The organism is Xanthomonas sp. WHRI 7945 (assembly GCF_035026585.1).
On sequence record NZ_JAYIQP010000009.1, the window covers coordinates 135942 to 157268 of the forward strand.

Annotated in this window: 16 protein-coding genes and 1 tRNA gene; 8 read left to right on the plus strand and 9 right to left on the minus strand. The window is 68.3% G+C overall.

Features of this window, described 5'->3' with window-relative positions; translation table 11 throughout:
* Nucleotides 1-68: 68 nt before the first annotated feature.
* Both zupT and VDQ83_RS09635 read left to right on the plus strand, forming a co-directional pair.
* Nucleotides 69-890, plus strand: a complete 822-nt coding sequence (gene zupT, locus VDQ83_RS09630; RefSeq protein ID WP_263394682.1) for a zinc transporter ZupT — start codon at nt 69-71, stop codon at nt 888-890.
* A 132-nt stretch (nt 891-1022) separates the two neighbouring features.
* On the plus strand, nt 1023-2813 hold the full coding sequence (locus tag VDQ83_RS09635; protein WP_455434744.1) for a DUF3300 domain-containing protein: 1791 nt from the start codon (nt 1023-1025) through the stop codon (nt 2811-2813).
* A gap of 50 nt (nt 2814-2863) precedes the next feature.
* Here VDQ83_RS09635 and VDQ83_RS09640 read toward each other — a convergent pair whose 3' ends face one another.
* Nucleotides 2864-3856, minus strand: coding sequence for an RluA family pseudouridine synthase (locus VDQ83_RS09640; protein ID WP_455434745.1), 993 nt, complete (start codon nt 3854-3856; stop codon nt 2864-2866).
* Between the two features lie 395 nt (nt 3857-4251).
* Between VDQ83_RS09640 and VDQ83_RS09645 the strand changes: the two genes are divergently transcribed.
* Complete coding sequence (locus VDQ83_RS09645) at nt 4252-7833, plus strand: Rne/Rng family ribonuclease (RefSeq protein ID WP_455434746.1); 3582 nt, start codon at nt 4252-4254, stop codon at nt 7831-7833.
* A 539-nt stretch (nt 7834-8372) separates the two neighbouring features.
* Here the strand turns inward: VDQ83_RS09645 and VDQ83_RS09650 are convergent.
* The 4 genes from VDQ83_RS09650 to serS all read right to left on the minus strand — a co-directional run bounded on the left by VDQ83_RS09650 (nt 8373) and on the right by serS (nt 12637).
* Complete coding sequence (locus VDQ83_RS09650) at nt 8373-9020, minus strand: response regulator (RefSeq protein ID WP_145706360.1); 648 nt, start codon at nt 9018-9020, stop codon at nt 8373-8375.
* Between the two features lie 484 nt (nt 9021-9504).
* Nucleotides 9505-9594, minus strand: a tRNA-Ser gene (locus VDQ83_RS09655).
* A 177-nt stretch (nt 9595-9771) separates the two neighbouring features.
* Nucleotides 9772-10758, minus strand: a complete 987-nt coding sequence (locus VDQ83_RS09660; protein WP_179564979.1) for a LysR family transcriptional regulator — start codon at nt 10756-10758, stop codon at nt 9772-9774.
* 598 nt (nt 10759-11356) lie between these two features.
* Nucleotides 11357-12637: a serine--tRNA ligase gene (serS, locus tag VDQ83_RS09665; RefSeq protein ID WP_455434747.1), complete on the minus strand. Its 1281-nt coding sequence runs from the start codon at nt 12635-12637 to the stop codon at nt 11357-11359.
* A 154-nt stretch (nt 12638-12791) separates the two neighbouring features.
* On the opposite strand from serS, the gene VDQ83_RS09670 reads away from it, so the two are divergent.
* Together VDQ83_RS09670 and VDQ83_RS09675 are read left to right on the plus strand one after the other, a co-directional pair.
* Entirely contained in the window at nt 12792-13451 is a 660-nt protein-coding gene (locus VDQ83_RS09670; protein WP_455434748.1) for an energy transducer TonB, read from the plus strand.
* A gap of 106 nt (nt 13452-13557) precedes the next feature.
* Complete coding sequence (locus tag VDQ83_RS09675) at nt 13558-13776, plus strand: flagellar basal body-associated FliL family protein (protein WP_263394687.1); 219 nt, start codon at nt 13558-13560, stop codon at nt 13774-13776.
* An 82-nt stretch (nt 13777-13858) separates the two neighbouring features.
* Here the strand turns inward: VDQ83_RS09675 and aroA are convergent, their stop codons facing one another.
* The 3 genes from aroA to serC all read right to left on the minus strand — a co-directional run bounded on the left by aroA (nt 13859) and on the right by serC (nt 17950).
* Entirely contained in the window at nt 13859-15172 is a 1314-nt protein-coding gene (aroA, locus tag VDQ83_RS09680; RefSeq protein ID WP_455434749.1) for a 3-phosphoshikimate 1-carboxyvinyltransferase, read from the minus strand.
* 438 nt (nt 15173-15610) lie between these two features.
* Nucleotides 15611-16786 carry a prephenate dehydratase gene (pheA, locus tag VDQ83_RS09685; protein WP_309920683.1) on the minus strand — a complete coding sequence of 392 codons (1176 nt, stop codon included), beginning with the start codon at nt 16784-16786 and terminating at the stop codon, nt 15611-15613.
* A gap of 78 nt (nt 16787-16864) precedes the next feature.
* The gene (serC, locus tag VDQ83_RS09690) at nt 16865-17950 is read right to left on the minus strand and encodes a 3-phosphoserine/phosphohydroxythreonine transaminase (RefSeq protein WP_455434750.1); all 1086 of its coding nucleotides are present in this window, start codon (nt 17948-17950) and stop codon (nt 16865-16867) included.
* A 150-nt stretch (nt 17951-18100) separates the two neighbouring features.
* Here serC and msrP point away from each other — a divergent pair, with 150 nt between their 5' ends.
* Nucleotides 18101-19069: a protein-methionine-sulfoxide reductase catalytic subunit MsrP gene (msrP, locus tag VDQ83_RS09695; RefSeq protein ID WP_263394691.1), complete on the plus strand. Its 969-nt coding sequence runs from the start codon at nt 18101-18103 to the stop codon at nt 19067-19069.
* A gap of 94 nt (nt 19070-19163) precedes the next feature.
* Nucleotides 19164-19799 (plus strand): protein-methionine-sulfoxide reductase heme-binding subunit MsrQ, encoded by a 636-nt coding sequence (gene msrQ, locus VDQ83_RS09700; RefSeq protein WP_455434751.1) that lies wholly within the window; start codon nt 19164-19166, stop codon nt 19797-19799.
* On the opposite strand, the gene VDQ83_RS09705 is transcribed toward msrQ, so the two are convergent.
* Nucleotides 19768-20565 (minus strand): FHA domain-containing protein, encoded by a 798-nt coding sequence (locus tag VDQ83_RS09705; RefSeq protein WP_455434752.1) that lies wholly within the window; start codon nt 20563-20565, stop codon nt 19768-19770. The genes msrQ and VDQ83_RS09705 overlap by 32 nt on opposite strands.
* Nucleotides 20566-20684: 119 nt before the next feature.
* On the opposite strand from VDQ83_RS09705, the gene VDQ83_RS09710 reads away from it, so the two are divergent.
* Nucleotides 20685-20960: a polyhydroxyalkanoic acid system family protein gene (locus tag VDQ83_RS09710; RefSeq protein WP_145706328.1), complete on the plus strand. Its 276-nt coding sequence runs from the start codon at nt 20685-20687 to the stop codon at nt 20958-20960.
* Nucleotides 20961-21327: the final 367 nt, after the last annotated feature.

Below are 21327 nucleotides of genomic sequence, written 5' to 3' on the forward strand. Positions count from 1 at the left end.
CCGTCTTCACACTCCGCCAGCCTCGCGCCCGCTTTCATCGCTGTCCCGACACAGGAGCCGCCTGGCGCATGCTGGAAATTTCGTCGCACAACGTCTGGATCGCCTTGGCGGTCACCCTGGCCGCCGGCCTGGCCACCGCCCTGGGCAGCGTGCTGGTGCTGTTCACCAAGGGTCCCAACCCGCGCCTGCTCGCGTTCGGCCTGGCCTTCGCCGGCGGTGCGATGGTGTACGTGTCGTTGACCGAAATCCTCGGCAAGTCGATCACCTCGTTCACCAAGGCCTTCGATCCGAACCTGGGTTACGCCTACGCCACGCTGGCGTTCCTGGCCGGCATGGCGCTGATCGTGGTGATCGACCGGCTGGTGCCCAATCCCCACGAAAGCCTCAACGCCAAGGATCCGCTGTTCCGCGACGACAACCGTGCCTACATCAAGCGGGTCGGCCTGCTGACCGCGGTGGCGATCACCGCGCACAACTTCCCGGAGGGCCTGGCGACGTTCTTCGCCACCCTGGAAAACCCCACCGTGGGCATGCCGCTGGCGTTCGCGATCGCCGTGCACAACATCCCCGAAGGCATCGCCATCGCGGTGCCGGTGCACTACGCCACCGGGCGCAAGTCCTATGCGTTCGCCGCCAGCCTGTTGTCCGGCCTGGCCGAGCCGATCGGCGCGATCATCGGCTATGCGGTGCTGTCGCGGTTCCTGTCCGAAGCGATCTTCGGCGCGGTGTTCGGGGTCATCGCCGGAGTGATGGTGTTCCTGGCCCTGGACGAACTGCTGCCCGCGGCCAAGCGCTACGCCAAGGGCCACGAGACCGTGTACGGCCTGGTCGCCGGCATGGCCACGCTGGCGCTGAGCCTGGTGCTGTTCCGCCTGTCCACCACGCCCTGAGCCGGCTGTCGCGCACTGGCTGAACGGACACCAGGCACGTCGTCGTGGCGATGCGGCGAAGAAAGCTGGCAGACATGCAACCCGGAGCATGCTGCGCGCGTCTTCAGCAATGCCACGTCGAAGAGGTGCCGCATGGATCTCCGCTCCCTGCCATCAACGAGGTCGGCGTTGGCGCTGGCCACCGCCATGAGCGTGCTGGCGCTGGGTGCATGCCAGCAGCAACCGACACCAACGCCCGCACCCGCCACATCTGTGGCCGCACCCTACGTGCCGCCCAGCGCCGACCAGTTGTACAAGCTGGTGGCGCCGATCGCGCTGTTTCCCGACAAGTTGCTCGCGCAGACCCTGGCCGCTTCGGTCTACCCGGACCAGGTCGCCGACGCACAGGGCTGGTTGCGCAGCAACAGCGGCCTGGCGGCGGCCGACCGTCTGCAGGCCGCCGCGGCGCAGCCGTGGGATCCCAGCGTCAAGGCGCTGATCGCGTTTCCCGACGTGATCGACCAACTGGCCGGCAACGGCGACTGGACCCGCGCGCTCGGCGATGCCTATGCGCACGATCCCAACGAGGTCCTCGACGCGATCCAGGTCATGCGCGGACGCGCGCAGGCGCAGGGCCACCTGCGCAGCACGCCACAGCAACGGGTGCAGGTGGTGCAACGCACGCTGGTGGAACCGGCCTATGCCGACGCGCGGATCCCGCCGCCGCGGCAGACCATCGTCATCGAACCGGCGCAGCCGGATGTCGTCTACGTCCCGCGCTACGATCCGGACGTGGTCTATGGCGCACCGGTCGACGTCTATCGCGAGTATCGCTACCGCCCGCGTTACTACAGCGAAGGCGATCTGGTGACCGCCGGCATCGTTTCCTTCGGCGTCGGCGTGCTGGTCGGCGACGCGCTCGAGCATCGCCACCATGGTCCGATGGCCTGGCTGGAGCCGGAACCGACCTGGCATCGCTGGGGCTGGAACAGCTGGGGCATGAACTGGAACGCCCCGCCCTCGGCACCGCACTACGTGGTCTACCAGAACCATGTCTACGCGCCGCGCACCACCATCATCAACAACACCATCACCAACAACCGCATCGATGCGCGCAGCTTCGTGCACAACGACAACCGCAGTTTCCCGCAGCGGGCGGCGCTGGCGGCGATGCCTGCGGCGGCGGCCGCCGCACTGGCGCCGCGTCTGGCGCAGAACCCGCGCGGCCCTGCGCCGCAGGTCGCGCCGGCGACGGCGCCACGCCACACGCTCGACTATGCGCAGCTGTCCACGCCGCACTTCAACAAACGGATGCTGCAGCCGGGCCGTCCGGTGGTGACGACCGCCGCGCCGCGGCCGCCGCAGCCCGGGCTTGGCGGCCCCAGTGCAGCCGGCGCCGCACGCGATGCGCATGCGCAGCCGCCATTGGCGCAAGCGCCGCACCCGCCGATGCCGATGTCCGCGGCCGATTCCCGCCACGCCATGCCGATGGCCGACGCCGCAGCAGCGCGACGGCGCGACATGCCGCAGGCACCACACGCCAACGCGCCGATGCCGATGGGGAACATGCAGATGGCGCATGCAGCGCCGCAGCACGCGATGTCCATGCCCGCGCCGCACCGGGAGGATCCGCGCGCGCCGCAGGCCCGCTTCGCCCAGTCCGAACCGCCACGGCCGGCGCCGCACGCGTTCGCCGCTTCCAATGCCCCGCAGCCGGCGCCGGCGCACCGGCAGGCGCCGATGCGGGAGTTCCCTGAGCGCGTTCAGCCCATACCGCGACAAGAACAACAGCAGCGGCCGCCGATGCAGGAGCAGCGCATGGCCCGGATCGCGCCGCCGCGGCCGCAGCCGATGCACGCGGCCGCGCCGCGCCCTGCCCCGCGGCCGGCGCCAGCGCACCCCGAGCCGCACCACGCGCACGACCACGACAAGCACAACGGATAGAAGGCGTCGGCCGCGGCGGCGCGCGTCTCCGCCGCCCGGCCGCGCCTGGTTCAGCCGCCGAGGCGGTTCAGCGCCTCGGCCAGTTCGTCGGCCAGCGGCGCATTCAGCAGGTACGGGGTCTTGCCGCCGTCGAGGGTGAATTCCAGCGAGGCGGCATGCAGGAACAGGCGCTTGAGCCCGATCTGCTCGCGCAGGCGCTTGTTGACCGCCTCATCGCCGTACTTGTCGTCGCCGGCGACCGCATGCCCCAGGTGCTGGGCATGCACGCGGATCTGGTGAGTGCGGCCGGTCTCGATCCGCACCTCGCAATAGGAATGCCCGCCACGCCGCTCCAGCACCCGAAAGTGGCTCAGCGATGCCTTGCCGGCCGCATTCACCTGCACATGGCGCTCGCCGCCCTGGCGCAGGCCGATGTGCAGCGGCGCGTCCACGCTCATCACCCCGTCGGGCATGCGCCCGACCAGCAGGGTCAGGTAGCGCTTGCTGATGCCGCGGCCCTCGACCCGGTCGTCCTCCCGCATTAGCGCCTGCATCTCGGTCAGCGCCGAGCGCTTCTTGGCCACGATCAGCAGCCCGGAGGTGTCGCGATCGAGCCGGTGCACCAGCTCCAGGGTCTGGTTCGGGCGCAGGGCGCGCAGGGTCTCGATGGCGCCGAAGCTGATCCCGCTGCCGCCATGGCTGGCGACCCCGGACGGCTTGTTCAGCGCCAGCAGCCGCGCGTCCTCGTAGACGATCGCCGCCTCCAGCCGGGCCATGAACGCGTCCGGCGGGGCGGTCTTCTCGCCCTCCTCGTGCAGCTTCACCGGCGGGATGCGCACCTCGTCGCCCGCCTCCAGCTTGCGCTCGGCCTTGGTGCGGCCGCCGTTGACCCGGACCTGGCCGCTGCGCATCAGCTTGTAGATCAGGCTGCGCGGCGCGCCCTTGAGCTGGCCGAGCAGGAAATTGTCTACGCGCTGTCCAGCCCTGTCTTCCGGGACCTTGAGAATGCGCACCGCGCTGGTCGCGACATCGCGCGGCTTGGGGGGGATCGGGGAGGAAGTCATCGGGCAGTTTATTCTGTTACACTCGGGGGGCGAGATAAGGGTTTGATTTCGTTGGAAGTTAGCTAAGGGCCAGAAGCCCGGCTTGCGACGATTCCGGCACAGTGCGCGACCACCGCCCCCGGGGCGGCCATGTTAGCGGCTCACCGGCCTACCCGGCCATCGCCGGACGCCACAAGCGTCCGCGCTGAACATGCCCCGTGCGGCGCCCAGCCTGGCTGGAGTCGCCGCCGGTCCTGAACCACCTAAAAGAAAGAAGCGCTCCCGCGGCTCGCCGTGGTGTCGTAGCGCTGGAAACCCAAGCCGCCCTCCCCGCGCCTGCGCGATGGGCGGCGAAGCGTGACCAGAAGCGAAACCCCATGGCGTTCCGCGCGGTAGCAGCGCGAGGAACGCAACTAATGAAGCGAATGCTGATCAACGCCACGCAGGCGGAAGAACTGCGTGTGGCCATCGTGGACGGCCAGACCCTGTACGACATCGACATCGAGCAGCCGTCCAAGGAACAGAAGAAGTCCAACATCTACAAGGGCCGCATCACGCGACTCGAACCCTCGCTCGAAGCCGCCTTCGTCGAATACGGCGGCGAGCGCCACGGCTTCCTGCCGCTGAAGGAAATCTCCCGCGACTACTTCCAGGCCGGCGTCGACCACAACAAGGCGACGATCCGCGAACTGCTGCGCGAGGGCCAGGAAGTGGTGGTCCAGGTGGACAAGGAAGAACGCGGCAACAAGGGCGCCGCCCTGACCACGTTCATCTCGCTGGCCGGCCGCTACATGGTGCTGATGCCGAACTCGCCCAGCGCCGGCGGCGTCTCGCGCCGGATCGAGGGCGAGGACCGCGCCGCGCTGAAGGAAGCGCTGGACAAGCTGAACATCCCCGACGACATGGGCGTGATCATCCGCACCGCCGGCGTCGGCCGCGATGCCGAAGAGCTGCAATGGGACCTGGACTACCTGCTGCAGGTCTGGAAGTCGATCGCCGAGGCCGCGCTGGCCAAGCCGGCGCCGTTCCTGATCTACCAGGAATCGCGGCTGATCATCCGCGCCCTGCGCGACTACCTGCGCGCCGATATCGGCGAGATCCTGGTCGATACGCCCGAGATGTACGGCGATGCCCAGGAGTTCATGCAGCAGGTGATGCCGCAGAGCCTGCGCAAGCTCAAGCACTACACCGACGACATCCCGCTGTTCAACCGCTTCCAGATCGAATCGCAGATCGAGGCCGCCTACGAACGCAGCGTGCGCCTGCCCTCCGGCGGCTCGATCGTGGTCGACCAGACCGAGGCGCTGACCGCGGTGGACGTCAACTCCTCGCGCGCGACCAAGGGCAGCGACATCGAGGACACCGCGTTCCAGACCAACCTGGAGGCCGCCGAAGAGGTGGCGCGCCAGCTGCGCCTGCGCGACCTCGGCGGCCTGGTGGTCATCGACTTCATCGACATGGCCTCCAACAAGCACCAGCGCGAGGTCGAGAACCGCCTGCAGAACGCGCTCAAGTACGACCGTGCGCGGGTGCAGATCGGCCGCATCTCGCGCTTCGGCCTGCTCGAGATGAGCCGCCAGCGCCTGCGTCCGTCGCTGGGCGAGTCCAGCCAGATCGTGTGCCCGCGTTGCGACGGCCATGGCCGCATGCGCAGCGTCGAGTCGATGTCGCTGTCGATCATCCGCGTCGCCGAAGAGCACGCGATGAAGGAGAACACCGGACAGGTGCTGGTGCAGGCCCCGGTGGAGATCGCCAACTACCTGCTCAACGAGAAGCGCCGCGCGCTCAGCGAGATCGAGAAGCGCCACGACGCGCCGATCGTCATCGTCGCCGACGAACAGCTGCACACCCCGCACTACGAAGTGACCCGCCTGCGCGAGAACGAGCTCGGCGAGGAAAGCGCCAAGCCCAGCTACCAGCGCAACACCCCGCGCAAGCTGCCGGTGCATGCGCTGACCAAGGCGCAGTTGAACATTCCGGCGCCGGCGGTGACCAATGTGAAGCACTCGCAGCCGGCCCCGGTGCGCGAAGTGGCCGACGTGCAGGAACCGGTCGCCGCGCCCGTGCAGGTGCAGGCCCCGGCGCCCGCCCAGGTCGCGGCCCCGGCCCCGGCCACCGGCGTGGTCGGCTGGCTGAAGCGGATCTTCGGTGCCGGCGAAAGCCCGGCCCCGGCGCCGACCGCCAGCGAACCGGCGCAGCGCCAGCGCGCCCATGACGGCAACCGCAACCGCAACGACCGCGGCGACCGCAATGCGCGTCGCGACGGCAGCCGCGGCGGCCAGGGCGGCAATGCCACGCGCGGCAACGGCGGCAACGTGCGCCGCGACGAGCGCCGTCCGGGCAATGGCGGTGGCAACGCACAGGGCGGCCAGCAGAACCTGGCGTCCAAGCCGCCGCGCAACGAGCAGGCGCCGCAGCAGGCCAAGCCGCAGCAGCAGAACCCGCAGCAGCAGCCCAAGGCGCCGAAGCAGCAGCAGCCGCAGAACCCGCCGCGCCAGCCCAAGCCGCAGCAGGAGCCGGCACAGGCCGCGCTGCAGGGCGACAGGCCGCAGCGCCAGCCGCGCCAGGACGAGGCCGCAACCAAGCCCGCCACCGCACAGCCCGCCGTTGCGCAGGACGCCACCACGATCGCGGCAGCCGCCGTGGCCGGCGGTGCCGCCGCGCTCAGCAACGATGCGCCGACCAGCGAGGTCACCACCACCGCGCCGGCACCGGTTGCGTCGCAGCCGGATGCTGTCCAGACGACCATCGATGAACGCGAGAGCGCCGCGGAAACCGCACAGGCCGTGCCGGCTGGCGAGAGCGGCGATGCCGACGACGCCAACGGCGAGGCCGGCGGCCGCCGCCGTCGCGGCCGTCGTGGCGGCCGTCGCCGCCGTCGCGGCAACGGCGAAGCCGGCAGCGGCAGCGAGGGCGCAGGGTTCGACGACAACGACAACGAACTGGATGCCGGCGACAGCGACAGCGACGGCGAAACCGCGCCGGCGCCGAGCCGCAGCCAGCCGGAGTTCGACTTCGACGACGACGCCGCCCCGGCCGAAGCCGCCGAGGCCAAGCCGCAGCAGGCACCGCGCGCGCCGCGGGAAAAGCGCGAGCCGCGTCCGCCGCGGCACGAGCAGGCCGCTAACGCCCCCGCGCCGGCCGTCGCAGCTGCAACCGTGGTGCCGCAGGCCGAGGGCGATACCGCGCCGGCGCAGCAGGCCGCACCGGTGGTTGCAACCGCAGCGCCCCAGACCGAGGACGGCACCGCGCAGGTGCAGGCCGCGCCAGTCGCAGCGATCGCAACTCCGCCCTCCGTTGCCGAGACGGCAACGGTCGACGCGGCATCGGTCGGCACCGTGCAGGCAGAAACGGTGCCGCCGACAGCGGCAGCACCGCTGCCGCCCGTCCGCGAGGCGCTAGCGGCGCGTTCCGAGGCAGTGCCTGCCGCGGAGCCTGCTCCGTCGATCGTCACCGAGTCGGCCGCTTCCGAAGCGGCACCGCCGGAGACCATCGAGGACGCACTGCAGCCGGCACCTGCGCCGATCGTCGAGCAGCCCGTCCCGGTCGCCACGAAGCAAAGCGCCGCCGGCACGGAAACTGTTGCGGCGTCGGCCGCGCCGGCCGAGCAACCGGCAACGGCGGCTATCGAGCCGCAGCAGGACGCCGCGCCGGCAGCGCAGCCGCTCGCCGAGGAAGAACCCAGCAAGCAGCCGGCCTACATGCCGGTGCAGACCACGCTGCTGGACGCCTTCCCCGAGCAGCCTGCCCCCGTCGAACCGACGACACCGGCACCTGCGCCGATCGCGGCAGCCCCGCAGTCGAACGCCGCCGAAAGCAACCATGTCGGCAGCGCAGAACCGGCGCCTGCCGATACGACCAGCAACGGCCTGTTCGACGCACCGCCCGCCCCTCCGGCGGATGCGCCGGTCGCGGTCGCCCAGCACCAGCCGCCGCGCCCCAAGAGCGACGACAGCGAGGGCGACGACGACAAGGAGCACAAGGAACGCGCCAGCTGATCGGCGCCGTTCTTCGCAGCAGAAAAAAGCGGCCTTCGGGCCGCTTTTTTTTGCCTGTCGTCCGCGCGCCTTGCAGCTATTACGCAAGACGATGCGGACGTGGTCCGCGCACGATCCCCGCCTACGCGCCCCAGGGCTCGACCTCACAGGCATCCGGACGACAATCGTTTCGCCGGGCAACTCGCCGCACAACTGCCCGATACACAAGCCAGCCAAAGATCCCGACCCCGCTCCCTGTAGGAGCGACTTCAGTCGCGACAGGCGCCATCCGCACGCTGCCTTGCAGGCATTCGATCAGGAACCGACACCTGCACTTGTGGGAGCGACTTCAGTCGCGACGGCTTCCTGCATCGCGCCCACCGCGGCCGAAAAATCGGGCCTGCACCATCTTGAACAGGTAGCGCCCTCGTCCAGTCGATCCAAGGGATACGATCACCATGGCACCGCCAAGCCGCGCCGGACGCATATGGCGCGGCACAAAAAAAGCGACCGGTCGGGTCGCTTTATTTTTGTGCATGACGCAAGCGCGCCGGCTACGGTTACAACGGATGCGCCGGATCCAGCAATCCGTACTGCGTCGCCAGGCGCGCCAGCGCGATGTTGTCGTGGATGCCGACCTTCTCGAACAGCCGCGCCTTGTGCGTGTTGACCGTCTTGGCACTGAGGCTCAAGCGCTTGGCGATGTCTTCCTGGCGCAGCCCGCGGGTCAGCAGCAGCGCGACTTCCAGTTCGCGCGGGGACAAGGCGTCGAACGGCGAACCGCCGCCCTCCAGGTTCGCCAGCGCCAGGTTCTGCGCGATATTGGCACCGAGATAGCGCTTGCCCATCGCCACGTCGCGCACCGCGCGCAACAGTTCCTGCGCGTCGCCGGCCTTGCCCACGTAGCCGGACGCGCCGGCCTCGAGCAGGCGCTTGGGCAACGGACCGTCCTCCAGCACCGAAACGATGATGACCTTGGTGCCGTGATCGCCCTTGACGATGCGCTCGGTCACTTCCAGCCCGCTGACCCCGGGCATGTGCAGATCGCACAGCACGATGTCGGGCTTCAGCTGACGGATCTGCGGCATCGCGGCCTCGCCGCTCTCGGCCTCGCCGACGATTTCGATATCTGTTTGATTCGAAAGGATCAGCTTCATCCCGGTACGGACAAGAGCGTGATCGTCGACCAGAAAAACCCTGATGGCCATCTCGTATAACCCCAACGCAGCGAACGCCACGCAATCAGACTAGCGGCGTGAATTGTTCAGGGCAACAAGAATCTGTAGACAAATCATCCAGATTTCACACCACGCTAAGTAAGCAGCAGGGCGCTGTCATCATGGCGAAAAAAACACCACGCCGAGCTTACTCAAGGCTCGGCACGCAGGGCGAGTGACCAGCCTATTTCGCTCCTCTAGGAAAGCGCGGCGGTACCTGCGTCAGGCAGGTGCAGTATCGCGACCTGCCGGCGACAACGTTATCAGGACAAAGCCTGATGTCGGGTCAGATTTCCCTGACCTCGCGCGATCCGAAATCCGAGTTTCAATGCATCACTTGTACGCCGTACCGAAGCGTAATTTTCTGACGCTCCACAACGACCACATTTCAGGCGCGCATGGCGCATGCATCCAGCGCAATCGCACATGCGAAGAACGCGCTCGGCGCTTGTCGAAGAAACAGGTCGAAACCGAATGGCGGAGAGAGTGGGATTCGAACCCACGGAAGGTTTGACCCTTCGCCGGTTTTCAAGACCGGTGCCTTAAACCGCTCGGCCATCTCTCCGATTGCAACCAGACCGCATCAGCCTGTGCGGGCATGCGCCAAACGTCTCCGCCCTGCACTTCGGCAGCGATGCATCGTCGCCGTTGGCCGCGATACCACCATTGCCGAAGATCGCCACGCTATGTCGCGCCAGCGTCGCTGCACGCGCGCATTTTCGCACGCCCGCGTGGTTTTTGCTCAGCCGGCTTCGACCGCCATCGCGCCCAGGGTCGAATGCTTGACCTTGATCCGCTCCGGGCAGCCGCTGCAATCCAGACGCGAAGCCTCGATCTGCCGCGGCAGGTGTTCGGCGAGGAAGTCGATGAACACGCGCACCGCCGGCAACAGGCCGCGACGCGAGGCGAACACGGCGTGGCAGATGCCCTGCGGCAGAGACCATTCCGGCAGCACCACTTCCAGCTCGCCATTGCGCACGGCGTCGGCGCAGACGGTTTCCGGCAGCAGGGTGATGCCGAAGCCGTCCTTGACCATCGACTGCAGCAGCGGGAAATCGAAGCCGGCCACGCGCGGTTGCAGGTCGACGCGGCGCACTTCGCCGGCCGGTCCGTGCAGTTCCCAGCGCTGCCGCGCCTCGTCCTCGCTGATGCTCAAGGTCACGTGCGAGGCCAGTTCTTCCGGATCCTTGGGACGACCGGCGCGGTCCAGATATTTGGGGCTGGCCACCAGCAGTTCCTGCACCTGGCCGAAGCTGCGCATCACCAGACTGCCGTCGTCGTCCAGGCGCGAGCGCACGCGCAGTGCGACGTCGTAGCCCTCGTTGATGATGTCCACGCGGCGGTTGCTGATGTTCAACTGCAACCGCACTTTCGGGTACTGGTCGAGGAACATCGGCAGCAGCTTGGGCAGCTGCATCTGCGCCAGCGACACCGGCACGCTGACCCGCACCAGGCCGCGCGGCTCGGCGCTGAGCCGGTCCACCACCTCGCGCGCGGCCTGCGCTTCGGCCAGCATCGTCTGCGCGTGGCGATGCACGCTCATGCCCAGGTCGGTGACGGCGAAGCGGCGTGTGGAACGCTGCAGCAAGCGCACGCCCAGGTCGGTTTCCAGCTGGCTGATGCGGCGGCTCAGGCGCGACTTGGGAATGCCCAGGGCGCGCTCGGCGGCGGCGAAACCGCCGTGGTCGACCACCATCGCGAAGTAGTACAGGTCGTTGAGATCGTGCATGTTCTTTCGATATTTAGAACGATGAATGAAATCGCATTGGGTTCATTCTACTCCCACAACGATCCTGGCTGTGCAACCGGGGCTCTTGTCGTATTGCCCGCCCTACCCTGCAGCTTGGGTGGACAAGAGCGCGGCGACTGCCCGAGTCGCTCTACACCCGTGTTCGACATCGGCCGGCGGGATCTGCCTGAGCTGACGGTGCGCGACTCTCCGCACTGGTCGTGCCTTGCTGGCTGGAACGGCTGGCCTGGAAGAGACGAGATCGAAGCGATTCAAGCATCAGGCGGCAGCGGCGTCTTGGTCGACGGTGCGCCAATGCGATCGGATATATCAGGCTGGCCGCGGAGTCCGCGCTGCGCTTGGTATGCCCGGAGCTGCCGGACAGCGGCCATGGTTCTGGACACCCGGCAGAGGCTTTTCAGCTGGTGCATTGTGGGAGCGGGTGCAGGCGGCGGGTGTCTCAGTAGAGCCCGTCGCGACTGAAGTCGCTCCCACAAAAGGCGAATCCGGGCCGAATGCGCCGGAGCGATCGAACCGGTGGTCTGCCGCCAATTCTGCGAACCGCCCCCGCTGCGTGTGCGCAGTCGAGGGCTGAGGCTCAACCGATGCGGTCGAGGCCGCCCATGTACGGGCGCAGTGCGTCGGGCACGCTGATCGAACCGTCGGCGTTCTGGTAGTTCTCCACCACCGCGATCATCGCGCGGCCGACCGCGGTGCCGGAGCCGTTGAGCGTGTGCAGCAGTTCCGGCTTGCCGGTGGCGGGATTGCGCCAGCGCGCCTGCATGCGCCGCGCCTGGAAGTCGCCGCAGTTGGAGCACGAGGAGATCTCGCGGTAGGTCTGCTGCGACGGCAACCAGACTTCCAGGTCGTAGGTCTTGGTCGCGGCAAAGCCCATGTCGCCGGTGCACAGCAGCACCTTGCGGTACGGCAGCCCCAGCGTCTCCAGCACCACTTCGGCGCAGCGGGTCATGCGCTCGTGTTCGGCGGCGCTGTCCTCGGGGCGGCAGATGCTGACCAGTTCCACCTTCTCGAACTGGTGCTGGCGGATCATGCCGCGGGTGTCGCGGCCGCCGCTGCCGGCCTCGGAGCGGAAGCACAGCGAATGCGCGGTCATGCGCAGCGGCAGGCGCTCGGCCTCCACGATCTCGTCGCGGACCAGGTTGGTTAGCGAGATTTCCGAGGTGGAGATCAGGTAGCGCTTCTGCTCGCCAAGCTGGGTGGCGAACATGTCCTCTTCGAACTTAGGCAACTGGCCGGTGCCGTACAGGCTATCGGCGTTGACAATCACCGGCACGTTGGTTTCCTGGTAGTCGTGCGGACCGGTATGCAGGTCGAGCATGAATTGTGCCAGCGCGCGGTGCAGGCGCGCGATCGGCCCGCGCAGTACGGTGAAGCGCGCGCCGGACAGCTTGGCCGCGGTCTCGCCGTCCAGCCAGGCATGCCGCGCGCCCAGTTCCACATGATCCTTGACCTCGAAATCGAAGGCGCGCGGCGTGCCCCAGCGCTGCACTTCGACGTTGTCGGCCTCGTCCTTGCCGGCCGGCACGTCGGCCTGCGGCAGGTTGGGAATCTCCAGCGCCAGCGTCTCCAGCTGCGCGCGGATCTCGTCCAGGCGTTGCTCGGAGGCCTTCAGTTCGTCGCCGAATCCGGCCACTTCGGCCATCAGCGCGGCCACGTCCTCGCCCTTGGCCTTGGCCTGGCCGATCGCCTTGGAGCGGCTGTTGCGCAGGCTCTGCAGTTCCTGGGTGCGCACCTGGATACGCTTGCGGTCGGCCTCCAGGGCTTCCAGGGCGGCCACGTCCAGCGCGTAGCCGCGGCTGGTGCGCAGGCGCTCGGCGAGGTCGGCGGGCTGTTGGCGGAGCAGGACGGGATCGAGCATGGGCGCGGCACGTGGATGGATCGGAGCCGCGCATTATCGCCTGTCGGCCGCGCTTTTGCCGAAACGGCGAGGCCGCCGCCGGCCACGCGCAGGCGCTGCGCGACCGATTAACCGCGGCTATGCCAGAATCCAGCGGTTCCCTACGGTGAGTCCCATGTCCACGTCGCCTCCCTCCTCCAACACCGGCATCGTGCTGCGCCTGCCGCGGCGCCTCCTGCTGATCGTCGGCATCGCGTTCTGCGCCGGGCTGCTGCTGTTCCTGGCGGTGTGGCTGGCCGGGCGCAAGGACAACGACTTCTACAAGCCGCAACCGGCACAGGTGCAGCAGGACACGGCGGAGATCAAGCCGCTGCCCGAGCCGCTGCCCGCCGGCAGCGGCGCCAGCGACATGCCGCAGGTCAAGCCGGCCGCCGCGGAGGACACGCCGAAGCTGGTCGAGACCGCACCGCCTGCCCCGCCCCCCGCCGATGCGATGGCACCGGTGCCCGGTGGCGCCGAAGGCGCAGGTGCGGGGACGAACGCCACCGCGCTGGCACCCGGCGATCGTCCGGTGCCGCTGGAAGGGCAACCGCCGCCGCGTTATCCGTCGGCAGCCTTGCGCCGCGGCGACAGCGGCACGGTGGTGGTGCGGGTCGAGGTGGACGCCAGCGGCAACCCCGGTGGCGTGGCCCTGGTCAAGCGCAGCGGCTCGCGCGAACTGGACCGTGCGGCGATGGAGGCCGTGCGCCGCTGGCGCTTCCGTCCGGCGCAACAGAAGGGCCAGGCGGTGGCCGGCAGCCTCGAGATTCCGTTCGATTTCAAATCGGCTCAGTAAGCTGAACCACGCTTGCGGCACGCGCCCCGCATTCACGGGCGGCTGACACACGGCGAACCGGATCGAGGCAAGACTGGTCGCGTCCTAAAGACGCAGGAGCACGACCATGTCCAGACCGCACGATACCCAGGAGCTGTACGCGCGGAAAAACCATGCCGAGGCACGTTCGCATGCCCATCGCGGATCGCCGTGGGCATGGATTCTTGTCGTCGCGCTGGTGGTGGCGGCCGGCGGCTGGTGGCTGAGCCGCGATCGCGCAAACGACGTTCCCTCCAACGCACCGGCTCCGGCGACGCCCGCCAACGATCCGCCGCGCGCGCCGTAGCGGCGCGCCCGCCAGCTTCGCCGCGACGCGGCGATCGATTCACGCACCGCGCGGCCTGCGCCCTGCGGGCCGCGGTCGCCCCTCAATCGGCAGCGACCAATCCGAATCCCGCGTCGCGCGCCAGCGTGTCGAAGCCCGGGAACGAAGTCGCGACGTTGGCCACGTCGTTGACCCGCACCTGCCCATCGGCCAGCTGGCCGGCGATCGCGAACGCCATCGCGATGCGATGGTCGCCGTGGCTTTCGATCACCCCGCCGCCCAGCGCACCGCCATGGATCGTGGCGCCGTCGGGCGTCTCGTCGACGACGATGCCCAGGCTGCGCAGGCCCGTGGCCATCGCCGCCAGGCGATCGGATTCCTTGACCCGCAGTTCGGCGGCGCCGGTGACCACGGTGCGGCCCTGCGCCGCGGCGGCGGCGACGAACAGCGCCGGGAACTCGTCGATCATGTCCGGCACTACCGCCTCGGGAATCTGCGCCCCGCGCAGCGGCGCATAGCGCACCCGCAGATCGGCCACAGGCTCGCCGCCATGTTCGCTGTGGTTGTGCTCGACGATGTCCGCGCCCATCAGCCGCAGCGCGGCGAGCAGGCCAGTCCGGCGCGGGTTGAGGCCGACCGCCTTGAGGGTGATCTCCGAGCCGGGAATGATGCTGGCCGCGACGATGAAGAATGCCGCCGAAGAAAAATCGGCCGGTACCGCGATATCGGTGGCATGCAGGCGCTGGCCGCCGCGCAGCCGCGCCTGGCCCGGCGCGAAGTCGATCTCCACGCCGAACGCGGACAGCATGCGCTCGGTGTAGTCGCGGGTCGGATGCGGTTCCTGCACCGTAGTGACGCCATCGGCGTACAGCCCGGCCAACAGCACCGCCGACTTGACCTGGGCACTGGCCACCGGCGAGACGAAATCGATCCCGCGCAGCGGCTGCCCGCCGTGGATGCGTAGCGGCGGCACGCCGTTGGCGTCGGTCTCGATCCGCGCGCCCATCAGCGCCAGCGGCTCGGTCACGCGGCGCATCGGCCGCTTCGACAGCGACGCGTCGCCGACCAGCACGCTGTTGAACGGCTGCGCCGCCAGCAACCCGGCCAGCAGCCGCATGCCGGTCCCGGCATTGCCGCAATCCAGTTCGCCCTGCGGCGCCTGCAAGCCATCGACCCCGACGCCATGCACGATCCGCTGCGACGGCGACGGCGTTTCGATCCTGACCCCGAGCCTGGCGAAGATCGCCGCGGTCGAACGTGTGTCCTCGCCCTCCAGGAACCCATCGATCCGCGACACCCCATCGGCCAGCGCCGCGAACATCACCGCCCGATGCGACACCGACTTGTCGCCCGGCACATTCAACGTCCCCTGCAAAGCAGAGCCCTTCGTCGCGATCCAGTACTGCTCGTTGCTCATCACCGTTCCTGAGATATCCGTCGCCACCCGCAAGCGGGCTCCGCTGTCGCTCTTGCCATCGCCGTCAATCTTGCCGTTGCCGTTGCCGTTGCCGTTGATCTTGATCTTGCTGTTGATCTTGCTGTTGCCACTGCTGTTGCATGCGCTCTTCAGGGGCCCCCATTGAGGGTCGGCGAGCGACCTGGGAAAAACCCCGCAGGGGCGGCGCGCAGGATGCGCGTCGTTTTTCGCTGGCACATGGATGTGCCATCGAAAAATCCCAGGTTGCTCGCGGACCCCGCGCGCAGCGCGGGGCGACCCGACTGGGGCGGCCTTTCTTTTGCTTACTTTTCTTTGGCCGTTCAAAGAAAAGTAAGTCGCGCAACGCGCGAAAGCCTTTGCCTTTGCATCTGCTGTTGCTATTGCTGTTGCATCAGCGGTCGCAGTTACACAGCAAGATCAAGGCACCGCCACCGGATAAGACCCCAACACCTTGATCTGCGCCGAATGCGCCTTCAACTCCGCCAACGCCTGCTTCATCGCCTCGTCCTCCACATGCCCGGCAAGATCGATGAAGAACCCATACTCCCACTTCGCCTGATGCGAAGGCCGCGACTCGATCCGGTTCATGCTGATCCCATGCCGCGCGAACGGACTGAGCACATCGAACAGCGCACCCGGCTTGTCGTGGATGAACACCAACACCGACGTCCGATCGTGCCCCGACGGCGGGAAAATCTGCCGCCCGATCACCAGAAAGCGCGTCGTGTTGTCGTCGTCGTCCTCGATCGACTTCATGATCACCTTCTTCAGCGCATACACATGCGCCGCGCTCTCCCCGCCGATCGCCGCCGCATCCTCCGCATTGCGCGCGCGCCGCGCGCCTTCCGCATTGCTCGATACCGGGATCTTCTCCACCTTCGGCAGATGCGCGCGCAGCCAGCCCGCGGTCTGCGCGAACGACTGCGGATGCGCATAGATCCGCTCGATCGCATCGAGCCGGCCGGTGCGCGACAGCAGGTACTGGTGCACGCGCAGCTCGGTCTCGCCGCAGATCTTCAGGTTCGAGGTCAGGAACATGTCCAGGGTCACCTGGATCGTGCCCTGGCCGGAGTTCTCCACCGGCACCACGCCGAAATCGGCGTTGCCGCTCTCCACTTCCTGGAACACCTCCTCGATCGTCGCCATCGGCAGGCCCACCGCCGAGCGGCCGAAGTGCTTGAGCACCGCCTGCTGGCTGAAGGTGCCTTCCGGGCCGAGATAGCCGATCTTCAGCGGCTCCTGCTGCGCCAGGCAGGCGGACATGATCTCGCGGAACACGTGCACCAGCACTTCGTCGCTGAGCGGGCCCTGGTTGCGGTCCACCACCATCCGCAGCACCTGCGCCTCGCGCTCGGGACGGTAGTAGTCCACCGCCGCTGCGAGTTTGCCCTTGGCCTTGCCGACCTGGTGCGCGAACTGCGCGCGCTCGGCGATCAATGCCTGGATGGTGCGGTCGATCTGGTCGATCTTGGCGCGCACGTCGGACAGCGCCGGCGTGGCCACCGCGGGCTTGGCGGCGCCGCTGGATTTCGGCTTGGCCGGCTTGGTCGGCTGCGCATCTGCGGCTGGGGATTTCTTCGGCTTTGCGGCCATGGATCGTGGTTCCTCGATGTTCCGGAGCCTGTGAAGCATCCGGTCGCGGCTGAAGCCGCTCCTACATGGGGGGATGGCTCAGCCGTTGCGTTGCTGGAAGTCGTGCATGAACGCGACCAGCGCCTGCGCGCCGGCCACCGGCATCGCGTTGTACAGCGAGGCGCGGATGCCGCCGACCGCCTTGTGGCCCTTCAGCGCCAGCAGTCCGGCCGCCTTGGACTCGGCGACGAAGCGCGCGGTCAGGGTGTCGTCCGGCAGGAAGAACGGGATGTTCATCCGCGAGCGCGCATCGGCCACCACCTCATTGCGATAGAAGCCGCCGGAGCCGTCGATCGCCGCGTACACCAGCGCCGACTTGGCCTGGTTGCGGCGCGCGAACTCCTCCACCCCGCCCTCGGCCAGCATCCACTTGAACACCAACCCGGCCAGGTACCAGTTCCAGGTCGGCGGCGTGTTGAGCATGGAATCGCGCGCGGCGTGCGAGCGGTAGTCGAAGATGTCCGCGCGCGGCTGGCCGCTGCGCTGCAACAGATCCTTGCGGATGATGACCACCGCGACCCCGACCGGCCCCAGATTCTTCTGCGCACCGGCGTAGATCACCGCGTACCTGGACACGTCGATCGGCTCGGCGGCGATGCTGGAACTGAAGTCGGCGAACAGCGGCACCTCGCCCACGTCCGGCGCGTCGCGGAACTCGACGCCGTGGATGGTCTCGTTGGCGGTGATGTGCACGTAGGCGGCATCGGCGCTGAGCTGCCAGCTGGCGCGCGGCGGGATGTCATGGAAGCCGCCGGCCTCGCTGCTGGCGGCGATGTGCACGTTGGCGTACGGGGCGACCTGCTTGATCGCGGTCTTGCCCCAGTGCCCGGTCACCACGTAGTCCACGGTCTGCCCGGGCGCGGCGAAATTCAGCGCCAGCAGCGCCTGCTGGGTGGTGGCGCCGCCGGACAGGAACAGCACCGCATAGTCGTCGGAAATGCCGATCAGGCGCCGCAGGTCGGCTTCGGCTTCGGCGGCCACCGCCATGAACTCGGCGCCGCGGTGGCTCAACTCCACGATCGAGGCGCCCACGCCGTTCCACTCCAACATCTCCGCCTGCGCCTGGCGCAGGACCGATTCCGGCAATGCAGCGGGGCCGGCACTGAAATTGAACGCGCGCGTCATGGGACACCTATCGGACAAGACGCCTAGTATGCCGCAGTGCACCAGCTTGCGGCCCGGGCAATTTAGGTTGCATTTGCATCCATTGGCCCGGCGCAAGCGTAGTCTTTGCCAAGAAGCGGCCAGCGGTCGCCCGCCCCCCAGGAGTCAGCCATGTCATTGCGCGATGCACTCAACATTCCCAGCCGCGAGATCACCGACGAGGCGGTCTACCGCGACCGGCGGCGCCTGCTGCAGGCCCTGGCGCTGTTGCCGACGATCGGCCTGGCCGGCTGCGCCGACGCCGAACCGCCGGCCCCGCCGAAGACCGTGGTGACCCCGGAACAGGCACGCAGCGGCTTCCGCACCAGCGAAGAACTGACCCGCTACGAGGACGTCACCAGCTACAACAATTTCTACGAGTTCGGCACCGACAAGACCGATCCGTCGAAGGCGGCCAAGACCCTGCGCACCGCACCGTGGTCGGTGAAGGTGTCCGGCGAATGCGACAAGCCCGGCACGCTGGCGCTGGACGATCTGCTCAAGGGCAACACGCCGGAGGAGCGCATCTACCGGCTGCGCTGCGTGGAGGGCTGGTCGATGGTGATCCCGTGGCTGGGGGTACCGCTGGCTGCGGTGCTCAAACGCTTCGCACCGACATCCAAGGCCAAGTACGTCGCCTTCACCACGCTGGCCGACCCGCAGCAGATGCCCGGCATCCGCTATCGCTCGATCGACTGGCCGTACAAGGAAGGCCTGCGCATCGACGAGGCGATGAACCCGCTGACCCTGCTCGCCACCGGCCTGTACGGCAAGCCGCTGCCGCAGCAGAACGGCGCGCCGCTGCGGCTGGTGGTGCCGTGGAAGTACGGCTTCAAGAGCATCAAGTCGATCGTCGAGATCCGCTTCGTCGAGCGCATGCCGGAAACCGCCTGGCACGAATTGCAGGCCTCCGAGTACGGCTTCTTCTCCAACGTTAATCCGGCGGTGGACCATCCGCGCTGGAGCCAGAAGACCGAACGGCGCATCGCCGGCAAGGCCAGCAAGCTGTTCGCCGAACGCATCCCGACCCGCCCGTTCAATGGCTATGCGGAGCAGGTGGCGGGGATGTATGCGGGGATGGATCTGAAGAAATGGTATTGAACGGTCGGGACTGGGGACTCGGGACTCGGGACCCGGGAAAAGCAGGCGATTCAGGAGTTGAGCAGCTGCGTTGCTTGCCTTGGGCGATCGCGATATGGCCGTGAAGTCCGGTTCGGCTGGCTTGATCGCGGCCAAGGGCGTGGTCCATGCGCTGGCGTTGGCGCCGCTGGCGTTCCTGGGTTGGCAGTTCTGGCAGGTGTGGCAGGCCGGCAGCGATGCGCTGGGCGCCGATCCGGTGGCAGAGATCGAGCACCGCACCGGGTTGTGGGCGCTGCGCCTGTTGCTGCTGACCCTGGCGATCACGCCGTTGCGGCAGTTGACCGGGCAGTCGGCGTTGCTGCGCTTCCGGCGCATGCTAGGGCTGTACGCGTTCTTCTATGCCTGCGTGCACCTGGGCGTGTACCTGGGCCTGGACCTGCGCGGCTACTGGGCGCAGATCTTCGAGGAGATCGTCAAACGCCCCTACATCACCGTCGGCTTCACCGCCTGGCTGCTGCTGATCCCGCTGGCGATCACCTCCACCCAGGGCTGGATGCGCCGGCTCAAGCGCAACTGGGGCAAGCTGCACAAGGCGATCTACGCGATCGGCGTGCTGGCGGTGCTGCATTTCTGGTGGCTGGTGAAGTCGGACATCCGCGAACCGCTGCTGTACGCGGCGATCCTGGCGTTGCTGCTGGGCTGGCGGGTCTGGCGAGCGCTCAGCGCGCGCCGAACCACAGCAGCCCGCTGAGCGCGGCCGCCAGCAGCAGGGCGCTGAGCAGCAGCCACGGCCAGCGCAACGCGGTGGCCGCGCGCGGCGCGGCTTCGGGCGCGGCGGCGGACGCGGCGCTCGCCGGATCGTGCTTCAGCGGCTCGCCGACCGCGGCCTGCGGCACTTCCAGCACGAAGCGGTGCTGCGCGTCGAACACCAATTGGTCGCCCGGCTGCAGCCAGCAATCGCGTACCGCATTGCCGTTGACCTGGGTCTGCGCATCGCCGAGCCCGCGCAGCAGCACGCGCTCGCCATGCCGCTCCAGGCGCGCATGGCGCTCGGCGAAGGCGGGATCGTCGATGCAGATGTCGCAGTCGCGCAGGCGGCCGATGCTGCGCACCCGGTCCAGGGTGTAGCTGCGGCCATGGTGCTGGCCGCCGACGCCGCGCAGCACCAGCCGCGGATCGTCGCCCTCGCCTTCCGCCACGTCGGGCAGCCGCTGCAACGGCTCGCATACGCCCTGCACCACCATTTCCACGCCATCGGCATAGACCGCATCGCCGGCGCGCAACAGCGCCATGCGCCGCACCGGACGTCCGTTCACATGGATGCCGCGAGCGCCGTTGGCCACCTGCAGCCACAGCCCGCGCCGGTCCAGGCAGAACTGCGCCAGCAGCAGCGCGCCCTGGGTGTCGTCGACCACGCGCACATGCCCGGACGCCTGCCGCACGATGCGGTGCACGCCCGCGCGCAGGGGTCGGTCGGGTTGCTGGCGGTTGCTGAAATGGACTTGCAGGTCGGGCACGGCGGGGAGCCTAGCAGGTTGCCCGCGCTTGAAGAAGCGCGCCGCACCTGGACAACACTCCGCGCATACGCACAATGCCTGATCGTTTACGCGGGCCGCATGCCCGCACAGGAGCCAGCATGTCCAGCATCGACATCCGCCACGACCACGACAAGACCCCTGCGCAGGCGCGCAAGGCGATCGAAACCGCCGCCAAGAAGCTGTCCGAACGTTTCGACCTGGAATCGCGCTGGGACGGCGACGCGCTGCTGTTCTCGCGCTCCGGCGTGGACGGGCGCATCGAGCTGCTGCCAAAGCAGGTGCATGTCACCGCCGAGCTGGGCTTCCTGCTGTCGGCGCTGAAGGGCACGGTGGAAAGCGAGATCCGCCGCGTGCTGGCCGAGAAGCTGGGCTGAGCCGCGAAGCCCCTCTCCCCTCGGGAGAGGGGTTGGGGTGAGGGTACGGCGCGAAGCGTCTCGCTGATTTGGGAGCACGTGGCTGCGCCCGTACCCTCATCCGCCCCTTCGGGGCACCTTCTCCCGATGGGAGAAGGGACCGTCTAGCCCCTCTCCCTCCGGGAGAGGGGTTGGGGAGAGGGTACGGCGCGAAAGCGACTCGCTGAGTTTGGGTGCACGAGGCTGCGCCCGTACCCTCATCCGCCCCTGCGGGGCACCTTCTCCCAAGGGTAGAAGGAACAGCGCTAGCCCCTCTCCCACCGGGAGAGGGGTTGGGGTGAGGGTATGGCGCGAAAGCGTCTCGCTGATTTGGGTGCACGTGGCTTCG